The organism is Mesorhizobium sp. M5C.F.Cr.IN.023.01.1.1, assembly GCF_003997585.1.
In the GTDB taxonomy this organism is placed as follows: domain Bacteria; phylum Pseudomonadota; class Alphaproteobacteria; order Rhizobiales; family Rhizobiaceae; genus Mesorhizobium; species Mesorhizobium wenxiniae.
The window spans coordinates 64,200-81,343 of the sequence record NZ_RZSU01000008.1 but is presented as its reverse complement, the minus strand read 5'-3'; the positions used below and the strand labels follow the sequence as shown (position 1 = coordinate 81,343).

Annotated in this window: 17 protein-coding genes; 11 read left to right on the top strand and 6 right to left on the bottom strand. The window is 62.8% G+C overall.

Annotated features, from left to right (window positions below; all coding sequences use genetic code 11):
* The first annotated feature begins 234 nt into the window (after positions 1 to 234).
* The 5 genes from EOA78_RS05705 (at position 235) to EOA78_RS05685 (ending at position 6,289) form a co-directional block, all read left to right on the top strand.
* On the top strand, positions 235 to 2,124 hold the full coding sequence (locus tag EOA78_RS05705) for a potassium/proton antiporter (RefSeq protein WP_127314264.1): 1,890 nt from the start codon (positions 235 to 237) through the stop codon (positions 2,122 to 2,124).
* A gap of 110 nt (positions 2,125 to 2,234) precedes the next feature.
* A complete protein-coding gene (locus EOA78_RS05700; RefSeq protein ID WP_127314263.1) occupies positions 2,235 to 3,431 on the top strand; it encodes a phosphoglycerate kinase in 1,197 nt (398 codons plus the stop codon).
* 137 nt (positions 3,432 to 3,568) lie between these two features.
* Positions 3,569 to 4,594 (top strand): class I fructose-bisphosphate aldolase, encoded by a 1,026-nt coding sequence (locus EOA78_RS05695; protein WP_127314262.1) that lies wholly within the window; start codon positions 3,569 to 3,571, stop codon positions 4,592 to 4,594.
* 127 nt (positions 4,595 to 4,721) lie between these two features.
* Complete coding sequence (locus EOA78_RS05690) at positions 4,722 to 5,453, top strand: thioredoxin family protein (RefSeq protein WP_127314261.1); 732 nt, start codon at positions 4,722 to 4,724, stop codon at positions 5,451 to 5,453.
* A gap of 104 nt (positions 5,454 to 5,557) precedes the next feature.
* Positions 5,558 to 6,289 (top strand): SGNH/GDSL hydrolase family protein, encoded by a 732-nt coding sequence (locus EOA78_RS05685; RefSeq protein WP_127314260.1) that lies wholly within the window; start codon positions 5,558 to 5,560, stop codon positions 6,287 to 6,289.
* 14 nt (positions 6,290 to 6,303) lie between these two features.
* Here EOA78_RS05685 and EOA78_RS05680 read toward each other — a convergent pair whose 3' ends face one another.
* Positions 6,304 to 6,465, bottom strand: coding sequence for a hypothetical protein (locus EOA78_RS05680; RefSeq protein WP_127314259.1), 162 nt, complete (start codon positions 6,463 to 6,465; stop codon positions 6,304 to 6,306).
* A 180-nt stretch (positions 6,466 to 6,645) separates the two neighbouring features.
* Positions 6,646 to 7,599 (bottom strand): ring-cleaving dioxygenase, encoded by a 954-nt coding sequence (locus tag EOA78_RS05670; protein ID WP_127314258.1) that lies wholly within the window; start codon positions 7,597 to 7,599, stop codon positions 6,646 to 6,648.
* Positions 7,600 to 7,869: 270 nt separating this feature from the next.
* Here EOA78_RS05670 and EOA78_RS05665 point away from each other — a divergent pair, with 270 nt between their 5' ends.
* The 5 genes from EOA78_RS05665 (at position 7,870) to EOA78_RS05645 (ending at position 10,310) form a co-directional block, all read left to right on the top strand.
* On the top strand, positions 7,870 to 8,037 hold the full coding sequence (locus EOA78_RS05665) for a hypothetical protein (protein WP_082982284.1): 168 nt from the start codon (positions 7,870 to 7,872) through the stop codon (positions 8,035 to 8,037).
* 85 nt (positions 8,038 to 8,122) lie between these two features.
* Positions 8,123 to 8,725 (top strand): DJ-1/PfpI family protein, encoded by a 603-nt coding sequence (locus EOA78_RS05660; protein WP_127314257.1) that lies wholly within the window; start codon positions 8,123 to 8,125, stop codon positions 8,723 to 8,725.
* Positions 8,726 to 8,778: 53 nt separating this feature from the next.
* Complete coding sequence (locus EOA78_RS05655; RefSeq protein ID WP_127314256.1) at positions 8,779 to 9,144, top strand: VOC family protein; 366 nt, start codon at positions 8,779 to 8,781, stop codon at positions 9,142 to 9,144.
* 17 nt (positions 9,145 to 9,161) lie between these two features.
* The gene (locus EOA78_RS05650) at positions 9,162 to 9,572 is read left to right on the top strand and encodes a hypothetical protein (protein WP_164783648.1); all 411 of its coding nucleotides are present in this window, start codon (positions 9,162 to 9,164) and stop codon (positions 9,570 to 9,572) included.
* An 18-nt stretch (positions 9,573 to 9,590) separates the two neighbouring features.
* Complete coding sequence (locus EOA78_RS05645; RefSeq protein WP_008873880.1) at positions 9,591 to 10,310, top strand: YafY family protein; 720 nt, start codon at positions 9,591 to 9,593, stop codon at positions 10,308 to 10,310.
* Between the two features lie 117 nt (positions 10,311 to 10,427).
* Here the strand turns inward: EOA78_RS05645 and EOA78_RS05640 are convergent, their stop codons facing one another.
* Positions 10,428 to 11,291 (bottom strand): universal stress protein, encoded by an 864-nt coding sequence (locus EOA78_RS05640; RefSeq protein ID WP_127314255.1) that lies wholly within the window; start codon positions 11,289 to 11,291, stop codon positions 10,428 to 10,430.
* Positions 11,292 to 11,621: 330 nt separating this feature from the next.
* On the opposite strand from EOA78_RS05640, the gene EOA78_RS05635 reads away from it, so the two are divergent.
* On the top strand, positions 11,622 to 14,315 hold the full coding sequence (locus EOA78_RS05635; RefSeq protein ID WP_127314254.1) for an HAD-IC family P-type ATPase: 2,694 nt from the start codon (positions 11,622 to 11,624) through the stop codon (positions 14,313 to 14,315).
* A gap of 192 nt (positions 14,316 to 14,507) precedes the next feature.
* Here the strand turns inward: EOA78_RS05635 and EOA78_RS05630 are convergent, their stop codons facing one another.
* The 3 genes from EOA78_RS05630 to EOA78_RS05620 form a co-directional block, all read right to left on the bottom strand.
* Positions 14,508 to 15,203 (bottom strand): DUF1013 domain-containing protein, encoded by a 696-nt coding sequence (locus tag EOA78_RS05630; RefSeq protein WP_127314253.1) that lies wholly within the window; start codon positions 15,201 to 15,203, stop codon positions 14,508 to 14,510.
* A gap of 502 nt (positions 15,204 to 15,705) precedes the next feature.
* Positions 15,706 to 15,846, bottom strand: a complete 141-nt coding sequence (locus EOA78_RS05625) for a DUF1127 domain-containing protein (RefSeq protein ID WP_065011316.1) — start codon at positions 15,844 to 15,846, stop codon at positions 15,706 to 15,708.
* Between the two features lie 132 nt (positions 15,847 to 15,978).
* Positions 15,979 to 16,992 (bottom strand): NAD(P)H-quinone oxidoreductase, encoded by a 1,014-nt coding sequence (locus tag EOA78_RS05620; RefSeq protein ID WP_127314252.1) that lies wholly within the window; start codon positions 16,990 to 16,992, stop codon positions 15,979 to 15,981.
* Positions 16,993 to 17,144: the final 152 nt, after the last annotated feature.

Below are 17,144 nucleotides of genomic sequence, written 5' to 3'. Positions count from 1 at the left end.
ACTTGTAAAACGCCCGGCTCTGTCCGGGCGTTTTCATGGGAGCGCCCAGCGCCCTTTTTGGATGCGCAAACGACGCTCTAACGGTTTGTTTGGCAAGACCGCGCCTTGAGCGCCAAAACACTCAATAATCAGCGGCATAGGGCAAAAAACCACCCTCACGCCTTGCACCGGTCATGTCTTCGCCTCACTCTCCCGTAAAGCGAGAGGAACACGAATTCGAGGGGCAATTGGCGGATGGAGCATGCGATCTATCTCGTGACGCTGGTCGGCGCCGCACTGGTCGTCGCCGCCGCGTTTTCGAGCCTGATCGCCTTCCGCTTCGGCGCCCCTCTCTTGCTGCTGTTTCTCTGCATTGGCCTGGCCACGGGAACCGACGGCCTCGGCATCCAGTTCGACAATGCGCGGCTGGCTTATTTTGCCGGCTCACTGGCGCTGGCGGTCATCTTGTTCGATTCCGGTTTCGGCACGCCGCTCAACGCCTTGCGCCAGGCGGCCGGACCGGCACTGTCGCTGGCGACCATCGGCGTCCTTTTGACCACTGGCCTGTTCGGCGTCGTCGCCTGTTATCTGCTCGATCTCAGCTGGCTGGAATCCTTCCTGCTCGGGGCTGCTGTCGCCTCGACCGACGCGGCGGCAGTGTTCTTCCTGTTGCGCGCCGGCGAGATCAATTTGCGCGAACGCGTGCGTTCCACGCTCGAGGTGGAATCCGGCACCAATGACCCAATCGCCATCTTCCTGACCATCAGCCTGGTCGAGATCATCGCCGCCAACGCCAGTCCCGAGGCCAGGGTGCTGGTTACGGATCTCGCCCTCGGCTTCCTTCTCAATATGGGGCTTGGCGCCATCGTCGGCATTTTCGGCGGCCTCGCCATCGTGCGTCTTGTCGACCGGCTCAATCTCGACCACGGGCTGCTGCCGATCTTCGTGCTGACGCTGTCGCTGATGGTGTTCGCCGCCGCCGGCGCCATTGGCGGCTCCGGTTTTCTGGCGGTCTATATTGCCGGCCTTATTGCCGGCAATTCCGACATTCGCGCCGTCACCATCCTCAAGCGCTTCCAGGACGGCATGTCGTGGCTGGCACAGATCATCATGTTCCTGGTCCTCGGCCTGTTCGCGACGCCCTCGCAATTTCCGGCGATCCTGCTGCCGGCGGTGCTGCTGGGCCTGTTCCTGATATTCGTGGCGCGGCCGATCGCCGTCTGGCTTTGCCTGATGCCGTTCCGTCTGCCGCGCCCGGAAGTCGCCTTCGTCTCATGGGTGGGTCTGCGTGGCGCCGTGTCGATCCTGCTCGCCATCACGCCGCTGCTTGGCGGGCTTGAGAATGGCCGTCTCATCTTCAACACCGCCTTCATCGTCGTGCTGGTGTCACTGGTCATCCAGGGATGGACCGTCGGGCCGCTGGCGCGCCGCCTCGGCCTGATCGTGCCGGCCCGCCTAGGCCCGTTGGACAAGGTCGAACTCGAATTGCCGGGCTCCGCCCATCACGAGCTTCTCGCCTATCGCGTAGCACCTGGCAGCCCGGTGGCGCGCGGCGAGCGCATTCCGCGCTGGGCGCGGCCGTCGCTGGTGCTGCGCGACGGGCGCTCGATGCGCTTCCAGGACATGGGCAGGCTCGCCGCCGGCGACCATGTCTACATCTTCGTGCCGGATCGCTATCCAGCCCTGCTCGACAAGCTGTTCGCCAGCCGCGCCGTGGTCGATCCCGAGGACGCGGACTTCTTCGGCGCCTTCGCCGTCGATCCGGCGCGCTCCGCCGCGGAACTTGAAGCCGCTTACGCGCCGGGCCTGACCGAGGAGGAACGCAAGCTGACCGTCGGCGACCTGGTGACGGAGCGGCTCGGCGGTCATGCCGAATATGCCGACCGCGTGTTGATTGGTCCGATCGAGCTGATCGTCCGCGACGTCGACGACAAAGGCAAGATCACTGGCCTCGGTCTTTCCCTCGAGCCGACCGCGCCGGTGGCACGGGTGCCGGTGTTCCTGAGTGCTGGCGAGATAGCCGACCGCGTCGTTGGCTTTGTTCGCAATTGGCGCAAGCGGATCAAAAAGCAGAGTGCCGAGGCGCCTGTGGACGCGGAACGGTCTCCACAGCCGGTGGTGGAAAAGGCAACCGACAAGGGCTGACTGCTCCCGACCCGAGTCGCGGATCATATTTTCCGTGAATTCCCATGCAGGTCTTGCATCGTCGTTGATGCGGGGTAAGGTCCCCGCGATTTTTCGCGAAAGGGAACAGCATGGCCGGCTTCAAGACACTGGACGACATCGGCAACATCGAGGGCAAGCGTGTGCTGGTGCGCGTCGACCTCAACGTTCCCGTCGCCGACGGCAAGGTCACCGACGCCACCCGCATCGAGCGCATCGCGCCGACCATCGCCGAGCTTTCCGGCAAGGGCGCCAAGGTCATCCTGCTTGCCCATTTCGGCCGGCCCAAGGATGGACCGTCGCCCGAATTCTCGCTTGAGCCGATCACCAAGGCGAGCGCGAAGGTGCTTGGCCGCCCTGTCGGCTTCGCGCCGGATTGCATCGGCGACGCGGCGGCGAGCGCCGTCGCCGCCATGAACAACGGCGACGTGCTGCTGTTCGAAAACACCCGCTTCTACAAGGGCGAGGAGAAGAACGACGCGGCCTTCACCGAAAAGCTCGCCGCCAATGGCGACATCTTCGTCAACGACGCCTTTTCCGCCGCCCACCGCGCCCATTCGTCGACGGAGGGGCTTGCACACCTGCTGCCGGCTTTCGCCGGGCGTACCATGCAGGCTGAGCTCGACGCGCTGGAAAAGGGCCTCGGCAATCCCGTCCGCCCTGTCGTCGCCATCGTCGGCGGCGCCAAGGTATCGAGCAAGATCGACCTCCTGATGAATCTGGTGAAGAAGGTCGACGCGCTGGTCATCGGCGGCGGCATGGCCAACACCTTCCTCGCCGCGCGCGGCACCGATGTCGGAAAATCGCTGTGCGAGCATGATCTCGCCGGGACCGCCAAGCAGATCATGATCGAGGCGGCCGAAGCCGGCTGCGCCGTCATCCTGCCGGTCGACGGTGTCGTCGCCAGGGAATTCAAGGCGGGCGCCGCAAGCGAAACCGCCGCCATATCAGAGGTGCCGGTCGATGGCATGATCCTCGATGTCGGGGAAAAGACCGTGAAGACCGTTGCCGACTGGATCGACCGCGCTGCGACGCTGGTCTGGAACGGTCCCCTCGGCGCCTTCGAGATCGAACCGTTCGACCGGGCGACGGTGGCGGCAGCCAAGCACGCCGCGGCCCGCACCAAGGCCGGCAAACTGGTCTCGGTGGCTGGCGGCGGCGACACGGTGGCAGCACTCAACCATGCCGGCGTCGCCGACGACTTCACCTATGTCTCGACCGCCGGCGGCGCCTTTCTGGAATGGATGGAAGGCAAGCCGCTGCCCGGTGTCGATGTGCTGAAGCGCTGAGCCCTGGGGCGACAGGCGAACGAGGGGCGTTTGCGCGTTTCAATCGATTCGAGCTTTCCGCTTGGAATGGTTCGACTTGAACCTGCCTTGCTCTAGTGGTCTGCTAGGTTGGAACAAACGGTTCAGGAGGATGCACAATGAGCGAACGTCTCGAGGATATTGCCGCCGCGATGGTGGCCGACGGCAAGGGTCTTTTGGCCGCCGACGAAAGCTCCGGCACCATCAAGAAGCGCTTCGACGTGATCGGCGTCGAATCAACCGCCGACAGCCGCCGCGACTATCGCGAGATGATGTTCCGCGCCAAGGAGGCGATGACCAGATACATCTCCGGCGTCATCCTCTACGACGAGACCATCCGCCAGAAGGCCGCCGACGGCACGCCGCTGGTCGACATCATCAAGGCGACCGGCGCCACCCCAGGCATCAAGGTCGATGCCGGCGCCAAGCCTCTCGCGGGGTTCCCCGGGGACACGATCACCGAAGGCCTCGACGGCCTGCGCGAGCGCCTTGCCGACTATTACAAGCTCGGCGCCCGTTTCGCCAAATGGCGTGCGGTGATCGACATCGACGTCGCCAAGGGCGTGCCTTCAGCCACGTCGATCGGTTCGAATGCGCATTCGCTCGCCCGCTATGCGGCGCTTTGCCAGGAGGCCGGCATCGTGCCGATCGTCGAGCCGGAGGTGCTGATGGATGGCGCCCATGACATCGGCACCTGCTACGAGATCAGCAAGGCAACGCTGACAAAACTCTACACCGAGCTCTACGCGGCCCGCGTCGTCCTCGAAGGCACCATCTTGAAGCCGAACATGGTTCTCGCCGGCAAGAAGTCGGGCAAGACCAGCAGCCCCGAGGAAGTCGCCGAAAAGACCATAAAACTGTTCCGCGAAACGGTGCCGGCCGCAATCGGCGGCATCGCCTTTCTCTCGGGCGGGCAATCGGACGAGGAGGCGACCGCCAACCTCAATGCCATCAATGCCATCGGCCCGCATCCATGGAAGCTGACCTTTTCCTATGGCCGCGCCTTGCAGGCGGCGCCACAGAAGGCCTGGAGCGGCAAGGCGGCCAACGTTGCCGCTGCCCAGGCCGCCTTCGCCCACCGCGCCCACATGAACCACTTGGCCGCACTTGGAAAATGGCAGCCGGACCTGGAACAGGCCGCCTGACCGTTTTTTTCTGCCTTCGTCCGAACCCGGGCCATGTGCCCGGGTTCAAATATGCTCCAAAAAACCGAAAGCCGTGTCGGCTTGCGTTGAGCCCAAACGTCCTTGGGGCTCAAAGAGGAGCAGACTCATGCCAAACAACAAGATCGTTTCACGGGAAGACTGGTTCCAGGCGCACAAGGCGCATCTGGCCCGCGAGAAGGAATTGACGCGATTTCGCGACCGCATCGCTGCCGAACGGCGAGAATTGCCCTGGCTGAAGATCCGGAAGGACTACGTCTTCGAGACCGAACAGGGCCCGAAGAAACTGGCCGGCCTATTCGGAGGCGCAAGCCAGCTGATCGTCTACCACTTTATGTTCGGGCCGGGCGCCGATTATCGTTGCGAAGGGTGTTCCTTCCTTGCCGACCATATCGACGGCGCCAACCAGCACCTCAAGCACCACGATGTGTCGCTGGTCGTGATCTCGCGGGCGCCGTTGGCCGAAGTTCTGCCCTACAAACAGCGCATGGGGTGGAAATTCGACTGGGTGTCGTCCTACGCGTCGGACTTCAACTTCGATATGCAGGTTTCCTTCACCGACAATCAGATCCAATCAGGCGACACGACCTACAATTTCGAGCAGCGCATGAAATCGAAGGACCTTCCCGGCATCAGCGTGTTCTACAGGGATGAGAACGGCGACATCTTCCTGACCTTCATGTCGCGCTCCAGGGGCGGCGATCCGCTGATCGGCGCTTATCACTATCTCGACCTGACGCCGAAAGGCCGCAACGAGACAGGTCCCTACCACAGCCTGATGGACTGGGTGCGGCTGCACGATGAATACGCAGACAGGCACGAGATGCAGGACGCCTGTTAACATTGACGACGGGCAGCCGACGCAAGATCTTTCGCCTTTAGCCCGATATGCGCTAAGTGCTGCTCGCCACGCCTTTAACGGACTTTCCCCATTAACGGTTTGCGATGCAGCGCTTTCTTGCCCTCCTCACCTGGCTCGCCTTTCCAGTCTATGTCTGGCAGGGACTCGGCGTGCGCCGCCGCACCACCCGCATGCTGCCCGCGCAAGGTCCGGTCATGCACGAGATATCAGGCCAGGCGCCAGCGATCTCGCTTCTGATGCTTGGCGATTCTTCCGCCGCTTCGGTCGGCATCGGCAATTCCGAGTACGGGTTGGCCGCGCAACTGGCCGAGCTGATCTCGCAACGCACTGGCCGTGCGGTGCGCTGGCGGGCAGCCGGCTTCAACTCGGCGACCTCAGGCCAGATCCGCGACCATGTGCTGCCCAATCTGTCGGCTGATCCCTGGACGCATATCGTGCTCGCCATCGGCACCAACGACACCAAGAACTTTCACTCGGTGCCACGCTTCAAAAGCGATTTTGGCGGCCTGCTCTACGCGCTGCGAGCCAAATGGCCTGAGGCGCGCGTGGTGTGGTCGCCGGTGCTGGAATTCACCCGGGCGCCGGCAATGCCGCCGCTGCTTGGAACGATCCTGGAGATGCGCGCCGCCGAGATGAACCGGATGGGCGAGCGCCTCTGCCTCGAACGCGGCGCGGTGCCGGCGCCGCGCCTGCCGATCACCGATGCCGAAGCCGGTTTTGCCTCCGACGGATTTCATGCCTCGGAAGCCGGCTACCGGGCCTGGGCGGAACATCTCGTCGACCTGGTGCTGGCCAACGAACCACGCATAGCGTAGCGGGGCCGCCAGCTCTACGTCCAATGCCCCAACGCCGCTGTTATCGAAATCGCCGCCATCGCCAGCACCGCCAGCTTCCAGAAATCGCTGCGCCGCTTCAGCCCCGGCCAGCCGAGCGGCTTGATCAGCTGGATGACCATCATGACGATGATAACGAGCGCGAGGAGTTTCGACATGCCGCTTTTGACTAGCGCATCGGCCCGAAAATCGAAATCGATTTTCGGAAAGCACGATGCGTTAGATTCAAAAGTGCTGGAGCGTCCTTTGCGCGTCCAGAAGGACGCGCGGCGCTCTAGTATCACGGCCGGCTGTCAAAGCGCTCCGCTCATGCCAGATCGCCATAACGCTGAGAGGCGCTATGCCAGCGGCTTGAGGCCGACCTCGATCGAGGCCCGCTTTGGTTCGAGGAAGGGCGGCAAGGCCAGCCTTTCGCCCAGCGTTTCCAGCGGCTCGTCTGCCGTGAACCCGGGGCCGTCGGTGGCGATTTCGAACAATATGCCGTTCGGCTCACGGAAGTAGAGCGAACGGAAGTAGTATCGTTCGACTTCACCGCTTGACGGCAGGCGGAATTCGGCCAGCCGCGCCGTCCATTGATGCAAGGTCTCCCGGTCCGGCGTCCTGAACGCGACGTGGTGGACCGCCCCGGCACCTTGCCGTGCCGGCGCAAGGCCCGGCTGCACCGCGACATGAAGTTCCGCCGCCGGGCCGCCTTTTCCCATCTCGAACACATGAACCTGGCCCTGACCATCCGGCGAGGCATAATCGCGCGCCTTGCGCATGTTCATCACCCTGGTCAGCACCGCTTCGGTGTTGGTGATGTCGGGAACGCCGATGACGATAGGCCCGAGCCCGCGTATCTGGTGCTCGATTGGGACCGGGCTTTGAGCCCAGGGATGACTGTCGCCCTTGCCGCCATCGCTGACGAGACGCAGGCGCTGGCCTTCTGGGTCTTCGAAATCCAGCGACGGATAGCCGCCGACATCGCCGATCTCTCCCGTCGCGACGGTCTCGCCGGACAAGTGCTGCTTCCACCAGGCAAGGCTTTCGGGGCTGGCGACCCTCAGGCTGGTCCGGACGATGCTGTTGGTGCCGCGCCGTTCGCGTCCGACCGGCCAATCGAAGAAGGTAAGATCGGTGCCAGGCGTCGCCTCGGCGTCGGCATAGAAAAGGTGATAGGCCGACGTGTCGTCCTGATTGACCGTCTTCTTGACCAGTCGCAGGCCCAAGGTCCTCGTGTAGAAACGAAGGTTTCCGGGCGCATTCGCGGTGATAGCGGTCAGGTGGTGGATTCCCGTCAGTTGCAGGCCCATGGTCGTCTCCCTGATTTACGGAAAATTTTTCTCCTTCAATATCAGAACGCCGACTTTATCGCAGAAGGATGCGAATTCCGACAGTCCGTCGCTGCAAGCTGAACGATCTCGACGCTGATAGCGACCTGCGATGAACAAGCCGGCGTGCCGCGCACCGGCGAGCTCGGGAAGGCAAAACCGGCAGCATCACCGAAGGCCATCATTCTACTGACAGACTGCTGTCAGGAGGGGTGTGCGATAGTGTCTCCATCGAAAGAGAGGAGACCAGCTATGAACGGTTTTACCATTCTGCGCAGCGTGCAGCACTATGTCGGCAAGATCAGGACGATGCGCAACGAGATCCGCACCCGGCGTTTCATGAACGGGTTGCCGCAAAGCATCCGCAAGGACATCGGTTGGCCGGATAATTACGAAGGCCGCCACGGCCGCGGCCATTGAGGCGATTTTTTCGCAGCAGCAGTTGGATGCGGACACCACGGCGCCCAGATAAATAGGTCCGGCGGACGGAAAGACGGAGCAGGAAATGTCCGAACAGAAGACCATCGGCGTTCTTTTCATCGATCGCTTCGCCGACTGGGAATACGGGCTGCTGGCGGCTTCGGCGGTCGAATGGTTCGGCGCATGCGCGGTGTCGCTGACGCCGAACGGCAAGCCGGTGACTTCGGCCAGCGGATTTATGCTGACGCCCGACCGTTCCACCGAGGTTGATGAAAACACCGATCTCGACGCTGTGGCGGTCATCGGCTCCGACCAGTGGGTTGATGCCCCGCCTGATGTCTCCCGGCTGCTGACAGCGGTCGCAGCGCGTGGCGGCGTGGTCGGCGGCATTTGCGCCGGCACCTTGGCACTGGCCCGTGCCGGCTTGTTCGACAAGGCCAAACACACCAGCAATGGTCGTGGCTGGATCAACGAAAAGGAACCGGGTTACCCGGGCGCCCAGAACTATCAGGACGTGCCCTATGCGGTCGCCGACGGTCGCATCGTGTCCGCGCCGGGTTCGGCTCCCGGCACGTTCGCTCTTGCCTATTTGAAGACGCTCTATCCCCAGAGAAGCAGCGACGTTGCTGAGATGCGTACGCTGTTCGCCAAGGAGTACGCTGAAGGGGAATATGCTGAAGCCTGCTGACAGTATGGTGTCAGGAGCGGCGTGCAATAGTGCGGCAATATCAGGAGACAGACATGGCCTTCATCCCTGCAAAAGCTTCGGCATGGTTCGAGATTCCTGTCACCGACATGGATCGGGCGCGCGCCTTTTATGGGTCGGTGCTCCAGAACGATCTCATTCTGGAGGAGAGCGGCCCGAACCCGATTGCCATGTTCACCGCCGGGGACCGAACGGCCTCCGGGCACATCTACCCCGGGAAGCCCGCGGCACCGGGAACCGGCCCAACCATCCATCTGTCGGTTGCCGCACCGATCGAGGACGCCATGGAACGGGTGAGGCAGAACGGCGGTCAGGTCGTCTCGCCGGCGATCTCCATCCCGGCCGGCACATTCGCCTATTGCCTGGACCCAGACGGCAACAGTTTCGGCCTTTTCGTTTAGAGGTGGAGGCAACCGGAATGGTGAAGAGCTGGAACGACAGGCTGAACACGCCGGGCACCAACGGTATCAAGCCGACGCCGCGCACTGTTGGCGACGTCGTCGAGGGCCAGCCGATGCTGGTGCCGACGGCACGGCAGGTCGATGATTTCATCCGCTCCATCCCAGAGGGCGTGGACATGGACGTCCGCGCATTGCGCACCGCGCTCGCCATCGAGCACGGTGTCGAAGTGACATGTCCGGTCACTATCGGCTATCATCTGCGCACTGTTGCCGAGGCCGCCAACGAGGATCTGGAACGCGGCATGACGCTGAGCGACATCGCGCCGTTCTGGCGTGTGCTGGATGCAAAGACGCCGACAACAGGGAAGTTGTCCTTCGGCGCGGCTTTCGTCGCCGCGCAGCGCAAGCGCGAAGGGCTCGAACCATAGAAATCGAGGGACCATACGATGCGTCGCGCCGACAGGCTCTTCCAGATCGTGCAGCATCTGCGCGGTGGCCGTCTGGTCACCGCCCAGAAGCTGGGCACGTGGCTCGAGGTTTCCGAGCGAACCATCTACCGCGACATCGCCGACCTGCAGTCGACGGGCGTGCCGATCGACGGCGAGGCCGGCGTCGGCTACATGATGAGGGAGGGTTTCGACCTTCCGCCGCTGATGTTCACGCGTGACGAGATCGTCGCGCTGGTCGCCGGCGCCCGCATGGTGCGCGCGTTTGGCGGCGCTGCCATGGCGCGGGCCGCCGACGAGGCGCTGGTCAAGATCGGCGCCGTGCTGCCCGATGCAGAAAAGGACCGCATCGCCCGCACCGAAATCCACACGCCGATGTGGGTGGTGAGCGACGCCGCCCGCGAGGCAATCGACCTGATCGAGCGCGCAGTGGAAAAACGCCAGGTGCTGACTATCGACTACTCCGACGAAGCAGGCCGCGGCACCGCGCGCGACATCAGGCCATTGGGCCTGTGGTTCTGGGGCAAGGTGTGGACGCTGGTCGCCTGGTGCGAGATGCGCGACGATTTCCGCGCTTTCCGTATCGATCGCATCGCTTCGGTGGTCATAGCCGGCCGCGTCTTCAAGCCGGAGCGCGGCAAGCAGCTCGCCGATTTCTACCGTGCGGTTGAGCGCAGCGAAGACTACGGCATGGCACCGGACCGGGCCGCGCGAACCTGACGCCGCAAGAGCGCGTCAAAAAAGCCGCGTGAAGCGGGCTGTGTGAGAACGTTGAAGGCCTGCGACAGCGCGGGGGTGCCTGGGCGTTTCCTTCTGCAGCTTCGACAGCACAAGTGCCTAATGGTACAGGAAGAGCGGCTGCCGGGCCTCAGTCAGAACCGCGCGCGTGCATGAGCCGAATATCTCGCGAATACCGCTATGGCCGTAGGCACCCATGGCGATCATGCCGGCGCCCAGCACCTTCGCCGTCCCGAGGATTGCTTCCGCCGCCGTGCCAGCCTGCCTGTCGCCCAGTCCCACCCCTTTTACCCGCGCGACCCCGTGCCGGCGGAGCAAAGCGCAGGCGCGCTCGGCTTCGGCGGCGGCGTACTGTTCCGACCTGTTGTCCTGGGTCAGAATATGCACTTCCCGCTCCGCCGCGATACCAAGGAGAGCCAGCATATGAAGTGTGCGGGAAGCGGCAGCGCTCCCATCGAAGGCAACCAACAGGGGAGCGGTGTCGCTCTCCGCCCGACGGCCCTCATCAGCATCCGGAACCGTCACAACAGGCCTCAGCCCGTTACGGACGATACGATCCACACAGAGCGGAATCCTGTCAAGTTCCGCCTCAACGTCGAAAAGGCTGTTCCGTCCCACGACCACCAGATCGCGCTCTATGGATTCGATGCCGATGCTTGAAATCGCATCGGCATCGATCCGCTTGGCGGAAAATGTTATGCCCGCCCGCCGTGCATCGGAACCGAAGGCATGCAGAACGGCATCGATGCGTTCGTCAAAGCTGCTCATCAGTTTGAGATCAAGTGCCCTTTTGTAGGCCAGTCCGCCTATCGGGACTGGCTGTGGGCGCTGGATCCAGTTGGAATTCACAATACCCAGTCCTTCCACATTTGCCTGCAGACGACTGGCTAGGCGAAGCGCGAAACTGGCACCGGCGATGCTCGAGCTTGAGCCATCCAGGGCAACGAGAATACTTTTGATCATGTAAACACCCCTTCTCGGGAAAGCACCGCAAGATAGCAGAGGACGGCGTTCTCTCCTTGACTTGCGTCAAAACCGGCGGCAGTCCCGCGATAGCCAACACGGTTGCCCCTCTTCTCTCTATGATGGCGTCCTCCGCCAGGCCCTGACTCCATCCAAGCCCTCGGTCGCCACAGCACCCATCATGGGACGCGGAACGCGCGCTGGCTTGATTCAAGACAAACAATTGAATTTGGCCGTGTGCCATACAGATTGGCGGCGGCAACGAGATCCCGAAGGGGCAACGGAACAGGCAAGCCGCCCATTATTCTGGAAACCGTGCCGACGGAAGACATGAACGACCTGGTCCTCTCGCAAACGAACGTTGCGCCAACCCCGGATGTTCTTCCTATCTTGGGGCTGACCAATGCCGAGGCACGCGCCAGGTTCGAGCAGTACGGCCCAAACACCCTCCCTCAACCGCATACGCCATCTCTCGCCGCCGTATTCTTGCGGCAGTTCCTCAGCCCGCTGATCTATATCCTTCTCTTTGCGGCCGTGGTCTCGCTGGCGCTAGGGGATGCGAAGGATGCGCTGTTTATCGGCGCTGTCCTGGTGATCAACGGCATCATAGGAGCCGCACAGGAATATTCGGCCGGGCGGGCGGCTGCAGCGCTCCGAAATCTGGAAGAACCGCATGCGTCGGTGGTCCGCGATGGAACGCAGTGCAGCATCGACGCACGCGAACTCGTTCCCGGTGATCTGGTCCTCCTGGAAGCGGGTTCGAGGGTTCCGGCCGATATTCAGCTTCTGCTCAGCGAAGACCTCCAATGCGACGAGTCGCTGTTGACCGGCGAATCCAGACCGGTGAAGAAGAGCGCCTCATCGTCGGGCGAGGAAACGGAACGTACCGTTTCATATGCCGGTTCCATGATCACGCGGGGACGCGGACGAGGTGTCGTCGTTTCGACCGGCGGCGCAACGGAGATCGGCAAGATCGCGGAGGAAATCGGCAGGCGCTCGATATCCAAACCGCCACTCCTCATACGCCTGGAGCGCTTTTCGCGGATGATCGCGATCGCTGTCTGCCTGGCAATTTTTCTGCTGATCGCGGTCGGGCTTCTGCGCGACATCCCCTATCGCGACCTGTTCATGCTTGCGGTCGGTCTTGCGGTCAGCGCAATTCCCGAAGGGCTGCCCGTCGCGATCTCCGTCGCTTTGGCCATCGGCATGCGGCGGATGGCCAGGGCAAACGTCATCGTGCGCAAGATGCCGGCAATGGAATCGCTTGGCTCCTGTACCATGATCGCGACAGACAAGACGGGCACGTTGACGATGAACGAGCTCACCGTCACGGACATCCTGCTGCCGGACGGAACGAGACTGAAATGCGAGGCGGGCCAATATCTGGACGCGTGTTCAATCGTGTCGACACTCGGCGACAACGTGCAAGCCTCGCTGCGCGCATCCGCGCTTCTGAAAGCGGCTTCTTTGCCCAATGAAGGGCGTCTGTTCAAGGAGCGGGAAAGCTGGAGGCGACACGGCGACCCCGTCGATGTCGCCTTGCTGACGGCAGCCCGCAAGGGTGGGATCGCGCAGGAGGAAATCGCCGCGCACTACCCGCTCATCAAGCGCATCCCCTACGAGCCAGACCTGAAATACGCCGCCTCCTTTCACCGCCGCAAGGGCCGTGTCCGTATCTTCGTCAAGGGCGCGCCCGAAATGCTGATAGAGATGGCCAGCAAGATGGATGCTGGTGACCGGCCATTGCCGATCGATGGCGAGTTTCTGCTGCGCCAGAAGGAGGAGCTCGCCGGAATGGGCCTGCGCGTCCTGGCATTCGCCCAGGCGGAGATCGACACGGCACCGGATGAAGGCTACGCGCATCACCACCTGGTGGACCTCACCTTTCTTGGCATGGCGGGAATGCAGGACCCGGTGCGTCCCGAAGTGCCGAACGCCATACGCGACTGCTATCGTGCCGGCATCGAAGTGGCGCTGGTGACGGGCGATGATCCGCGAACGGCAAGCGTGATCGCCGAGCAGGCCGGTTTCGTATTCAAACCCGACCAGGTGGTGACGGGCGAGACGGTGCGCCGCGCCGAACAGGATGGGGAAGCGGCACTCGACAAGTTGACGCGCCATGCCCGTATTTTCGCCCGCGTCGATCCGGCACAGAAGCTCTCGATCGTCTTGTCCCTCTCACGCAACGGACATTTTGTCGCCGTTACCGGCGACGGCGTGAACGACGCGCCGGCGCTGAGGCATGCCCATGTCGGCGTGGCGATGGGACGAGCCGGTACGGATGTGGCCAAGGAAAGCGCCGATATCGTCGTCACCGACGACAATTTCGCCTCTATCGTCAACGGTATCCTGGAGGGGCGCGTAGCCTACGCCAACATCCGCAAGGTGGTCTTCATGCTGGTATCGACCGGCGCGGCGGAAGTGGTGCTGTTCCTGCTGGCACTGCCGATGGGGCTGCCCATGCCTCTGCTGGCCGTCCAGCTCCTTTGGCTCAACCTGGTCACCAATGGCATACAGGACGTGGCACTTGCCGCCGAGGCGGCTGAAGGCGACGAACTTCGCTATCCGCCCCGCCGTCCGAACGAGCCGATCCTGGATCGCGTGATGATCCGCCGCATCTGGCATTCCGTTCTGGTCATGGGCGTCGGAGGCTTCGCTCTATTCTACTGGCTGCTCCAGCAGGGCTATCCCGAGGAGCAGGCGCGCAACCTTCTGCTCCTTCTCTTCGTCCTCTTCGAGAATTTCCAGGTTTTTAACAGCCGCTCCGAACACCTCTCGGTCTTCCGTCAAAGACTGTTCGCCAATCCCCTCCTCGTTCTCGGCGTGCTCGGCGCGCAGGCGCTGCACATCGGCGCGATGTATATTCCAGGACTGAGCGACACACTGCAGATCACGCCGGTTTCGCTGCGCGAATGGGGGATGTTGCTTCTCCTCGCCGCCACCTTGCTGGTGGGCATGGAGTTCGAAAAATGGCGGGAACGGCGCAGGAGTGCGGTCAATGAACGCCAGGATACACAGCGGTGAATGAGCCAGTCATTGCCGAAGACGTGGGTACTTTGACAGACGGATAGCCGCCATCTCCCGCCCCTGGACAAAACCGCGCGACAAAAGCCGACGATGGCGGCGCCGCCATTGGCTCCGCGGCCCAATGGTTACGGAACCGCCGCGCCAAGCTGAACGAGATGGGCCGCCCGGCTTGATGCTTTGCCGGGTATCCTACTCCTCGTCGTCCTTGTCCTCGTCCTTCGACTTCAGCGCCGAAAGCTTGGCGAAGACCGCGTTGGCGTCGAGCTCCGCGTCCTCATCCCTTGGCTTCTCCGCTGCCGGCACGAGGCGCTCGGTCAATGCCGCCGGCAGCAGCGTGTCGCCGGCCGGCTGTGCCTGCTCGCGGCCACGCGAGGCGCGGTTGACTTCCATGTCGAGGTCGATCTGCGTGGCGAGACCCAATGTCACCGGATCCATCGGCTGCAGATTGGCCGAGTTCCAGTGCTTCCTGTCACGGATCTGGTCGATCGTCGACTTGGTGGTGCCGACGAGGCGCGCGATCTGCGCGTCCTTCAGCTCGGGATGGTTACGCACCAGCCAGAGGATGGCGTTGGGCCGGTCCTGGCGTTTCGACAGCGGCGTGTAGCGCGGACCCTTGCGCTTGGATTCCGGCACCCGCACCTTGGGGTCGGACAGCTTCAGCCGATGGTTCGGGTCCTTCTCGGCGCGCGCAATCTCGTCGCGGGTCAGCTGGCCGGTCATGATCGGGTCCATGCCCTTGATGCCCTGCGCCGATTCGCCATCGGCGATCGCCTTAACCTCGAGCGGGTGCAGCCCGCAGAACTGCGCGATCTGCTCGAAGGAGAGCGCGGTATTGTCGACCAGCCAGACGGCGGTCGCCTTGGGCATCAGCAGCGTATTGGCCATTATTGAGATATCCTTCTCGTTCGCCCGCGTTCCCGCGCGGGCGGTGGTTCTAGAGCCACCAAAATGGGAAATTCGCTGCGTATATAACCACTCCGTTGCCGTTTCGCAACGGTTTTGGAAGGTACTGTCGTAAGCACATGAGTTGTCCGGGTTAGTAGCGCGTGAGTTGTCCGGCTTGATCACCAGCGAACGGAGGCTGGGATGAGCGGGCAACATGGCTGCAGGACCGGAGAATGCAGAAATTTGTGGGAGTGTTGCGCCGCTGGGGGCGTGGAACTTTTTGCAGCATCTTGCCGGCGCCTTCGTGGCACCGATCGATCATCGCAGCTGCTGCTGCACGGACTTCGAAACGACAAAACCCGCCGGACAGGGTCCAGCGGGCTCGGAACCGGCGACGGGAAACCCGTCTGCTGCGGCTCTGGCTTCTAAAGCATGATCTCGGACCGAAGCACCACGTTGCGAAAAAGCGGCTTGATGCTTTCAGGCAAGATCACGCTTGAGATCAAAGCGCCTTGCGGGCGATCCTCTCGATGTCACCACGGTTGATGCCGAGGTCGTTGAGCTGACGGGCGTTCAGGCGGTTCAGTTCGCGCACGGTTTCATTGTACATGCGCCAGTTACGGAAAGCACGGATCGGGTTCATGGTAGTCCTCCATCGTTTCGATGCCGCTCAAGTAGGCATCGTTGATGAAAAGTTGAACAGACGCTTTTGCATGGCCGCAATGCGTTTGTTGCATTGCACAATTAAGCCTTTGTTCAGCTTGTTTGCCGACCGTCAGCCGACATCGAGCACGATCTTGCCGATGTGGTCGCCGTCCTCCATTCGCTCATGCGCCCGCCACGCTTCCTTGAGCGGGAAGATCATGTCCATGACGGGTGCTACCTTGCGGGTGCCGAGCAGCGGCCACACCTGCGCCTCCAGCGCCGCGGCGATCGCCGCCTTGAATTCGACGGTGCGCGGCCGCAGCGTCGAGCCCGTGTGGGTGAGCCGCTTGACCATCATCTTCGAGAAATCGGCGCTTGCCACCGCCCCGCTCTGCGTGGCGATCTGGACGATGCGGCCTTCCACCGCCGCGGCCTCGTAGTTTCGCGCCACATAGTCGCCGCCGACCATGTCGAGGATAACGTTGGCACCCTTGCCGCCGGTCGCGTCCTTGACCGCCGCGACGAAATCCTCCTCGCGGTAGTTGATCGCACGGTCGGCGCCAAGCTTCAGACAGGCGTCGCATTTCTCGTGGCTGCCGGCGGTGGTGATGACATAGGCGCCGAAGGCCGAGGCGAGCTGGATCGCCGTGGTGCCGATCCCGGACGAGCCGCCATGGACGAGCAGCGTCTCGCCGCTCTTCAGGCCGCCGCGCTCGAAGGCATTATGCCAGACGGTGAAGTAGTTTTCCGGTACCGCCGCTGCTTCCGTGTGGGTAAAGCCGGCGGGCAGCGGCAGCACGCTGCCGGCATGGACTTTGACGTATTCGGCATAGCCGCCGCCGGGTGTCAGCGCGCAGACCCGGTCGCCGACGCGCCAGCGCGATATCTCGTCGCCAAGAGCTGCAACTTCGCCTGACGCTTCGAGGCCCGGCAGGTCCGACGCTCCGGGCGGCGGCGGATAGACGCCTTTGCGTTGCTGCACATCCGGCCGGTTGATACCGGCGGCACGCACCCGGATCAGGATTTCGCCGGGACCGGGCACGGGCACGTCGCGCGTTTCCGGTTTCAGCACTCGCGGTCCGCCGGGTTCCGAGATCGCAATGGCCGTCATCTTCGCCGGAATTTTGTTCTGTCCACTCGCCATGAATTTTCCCGTCTCGCTTCGCCAGTTTCTTGCCAGCTGCCGGTTTTCTTGCCGACTGTTTGCATCCATGCCCCTGCCCTATGTATGCTGATTGCCAGATCAGGCAAATGGCCACTGCAGCGCCTGGCGTTCGATTGGACGCGCAAAGGACG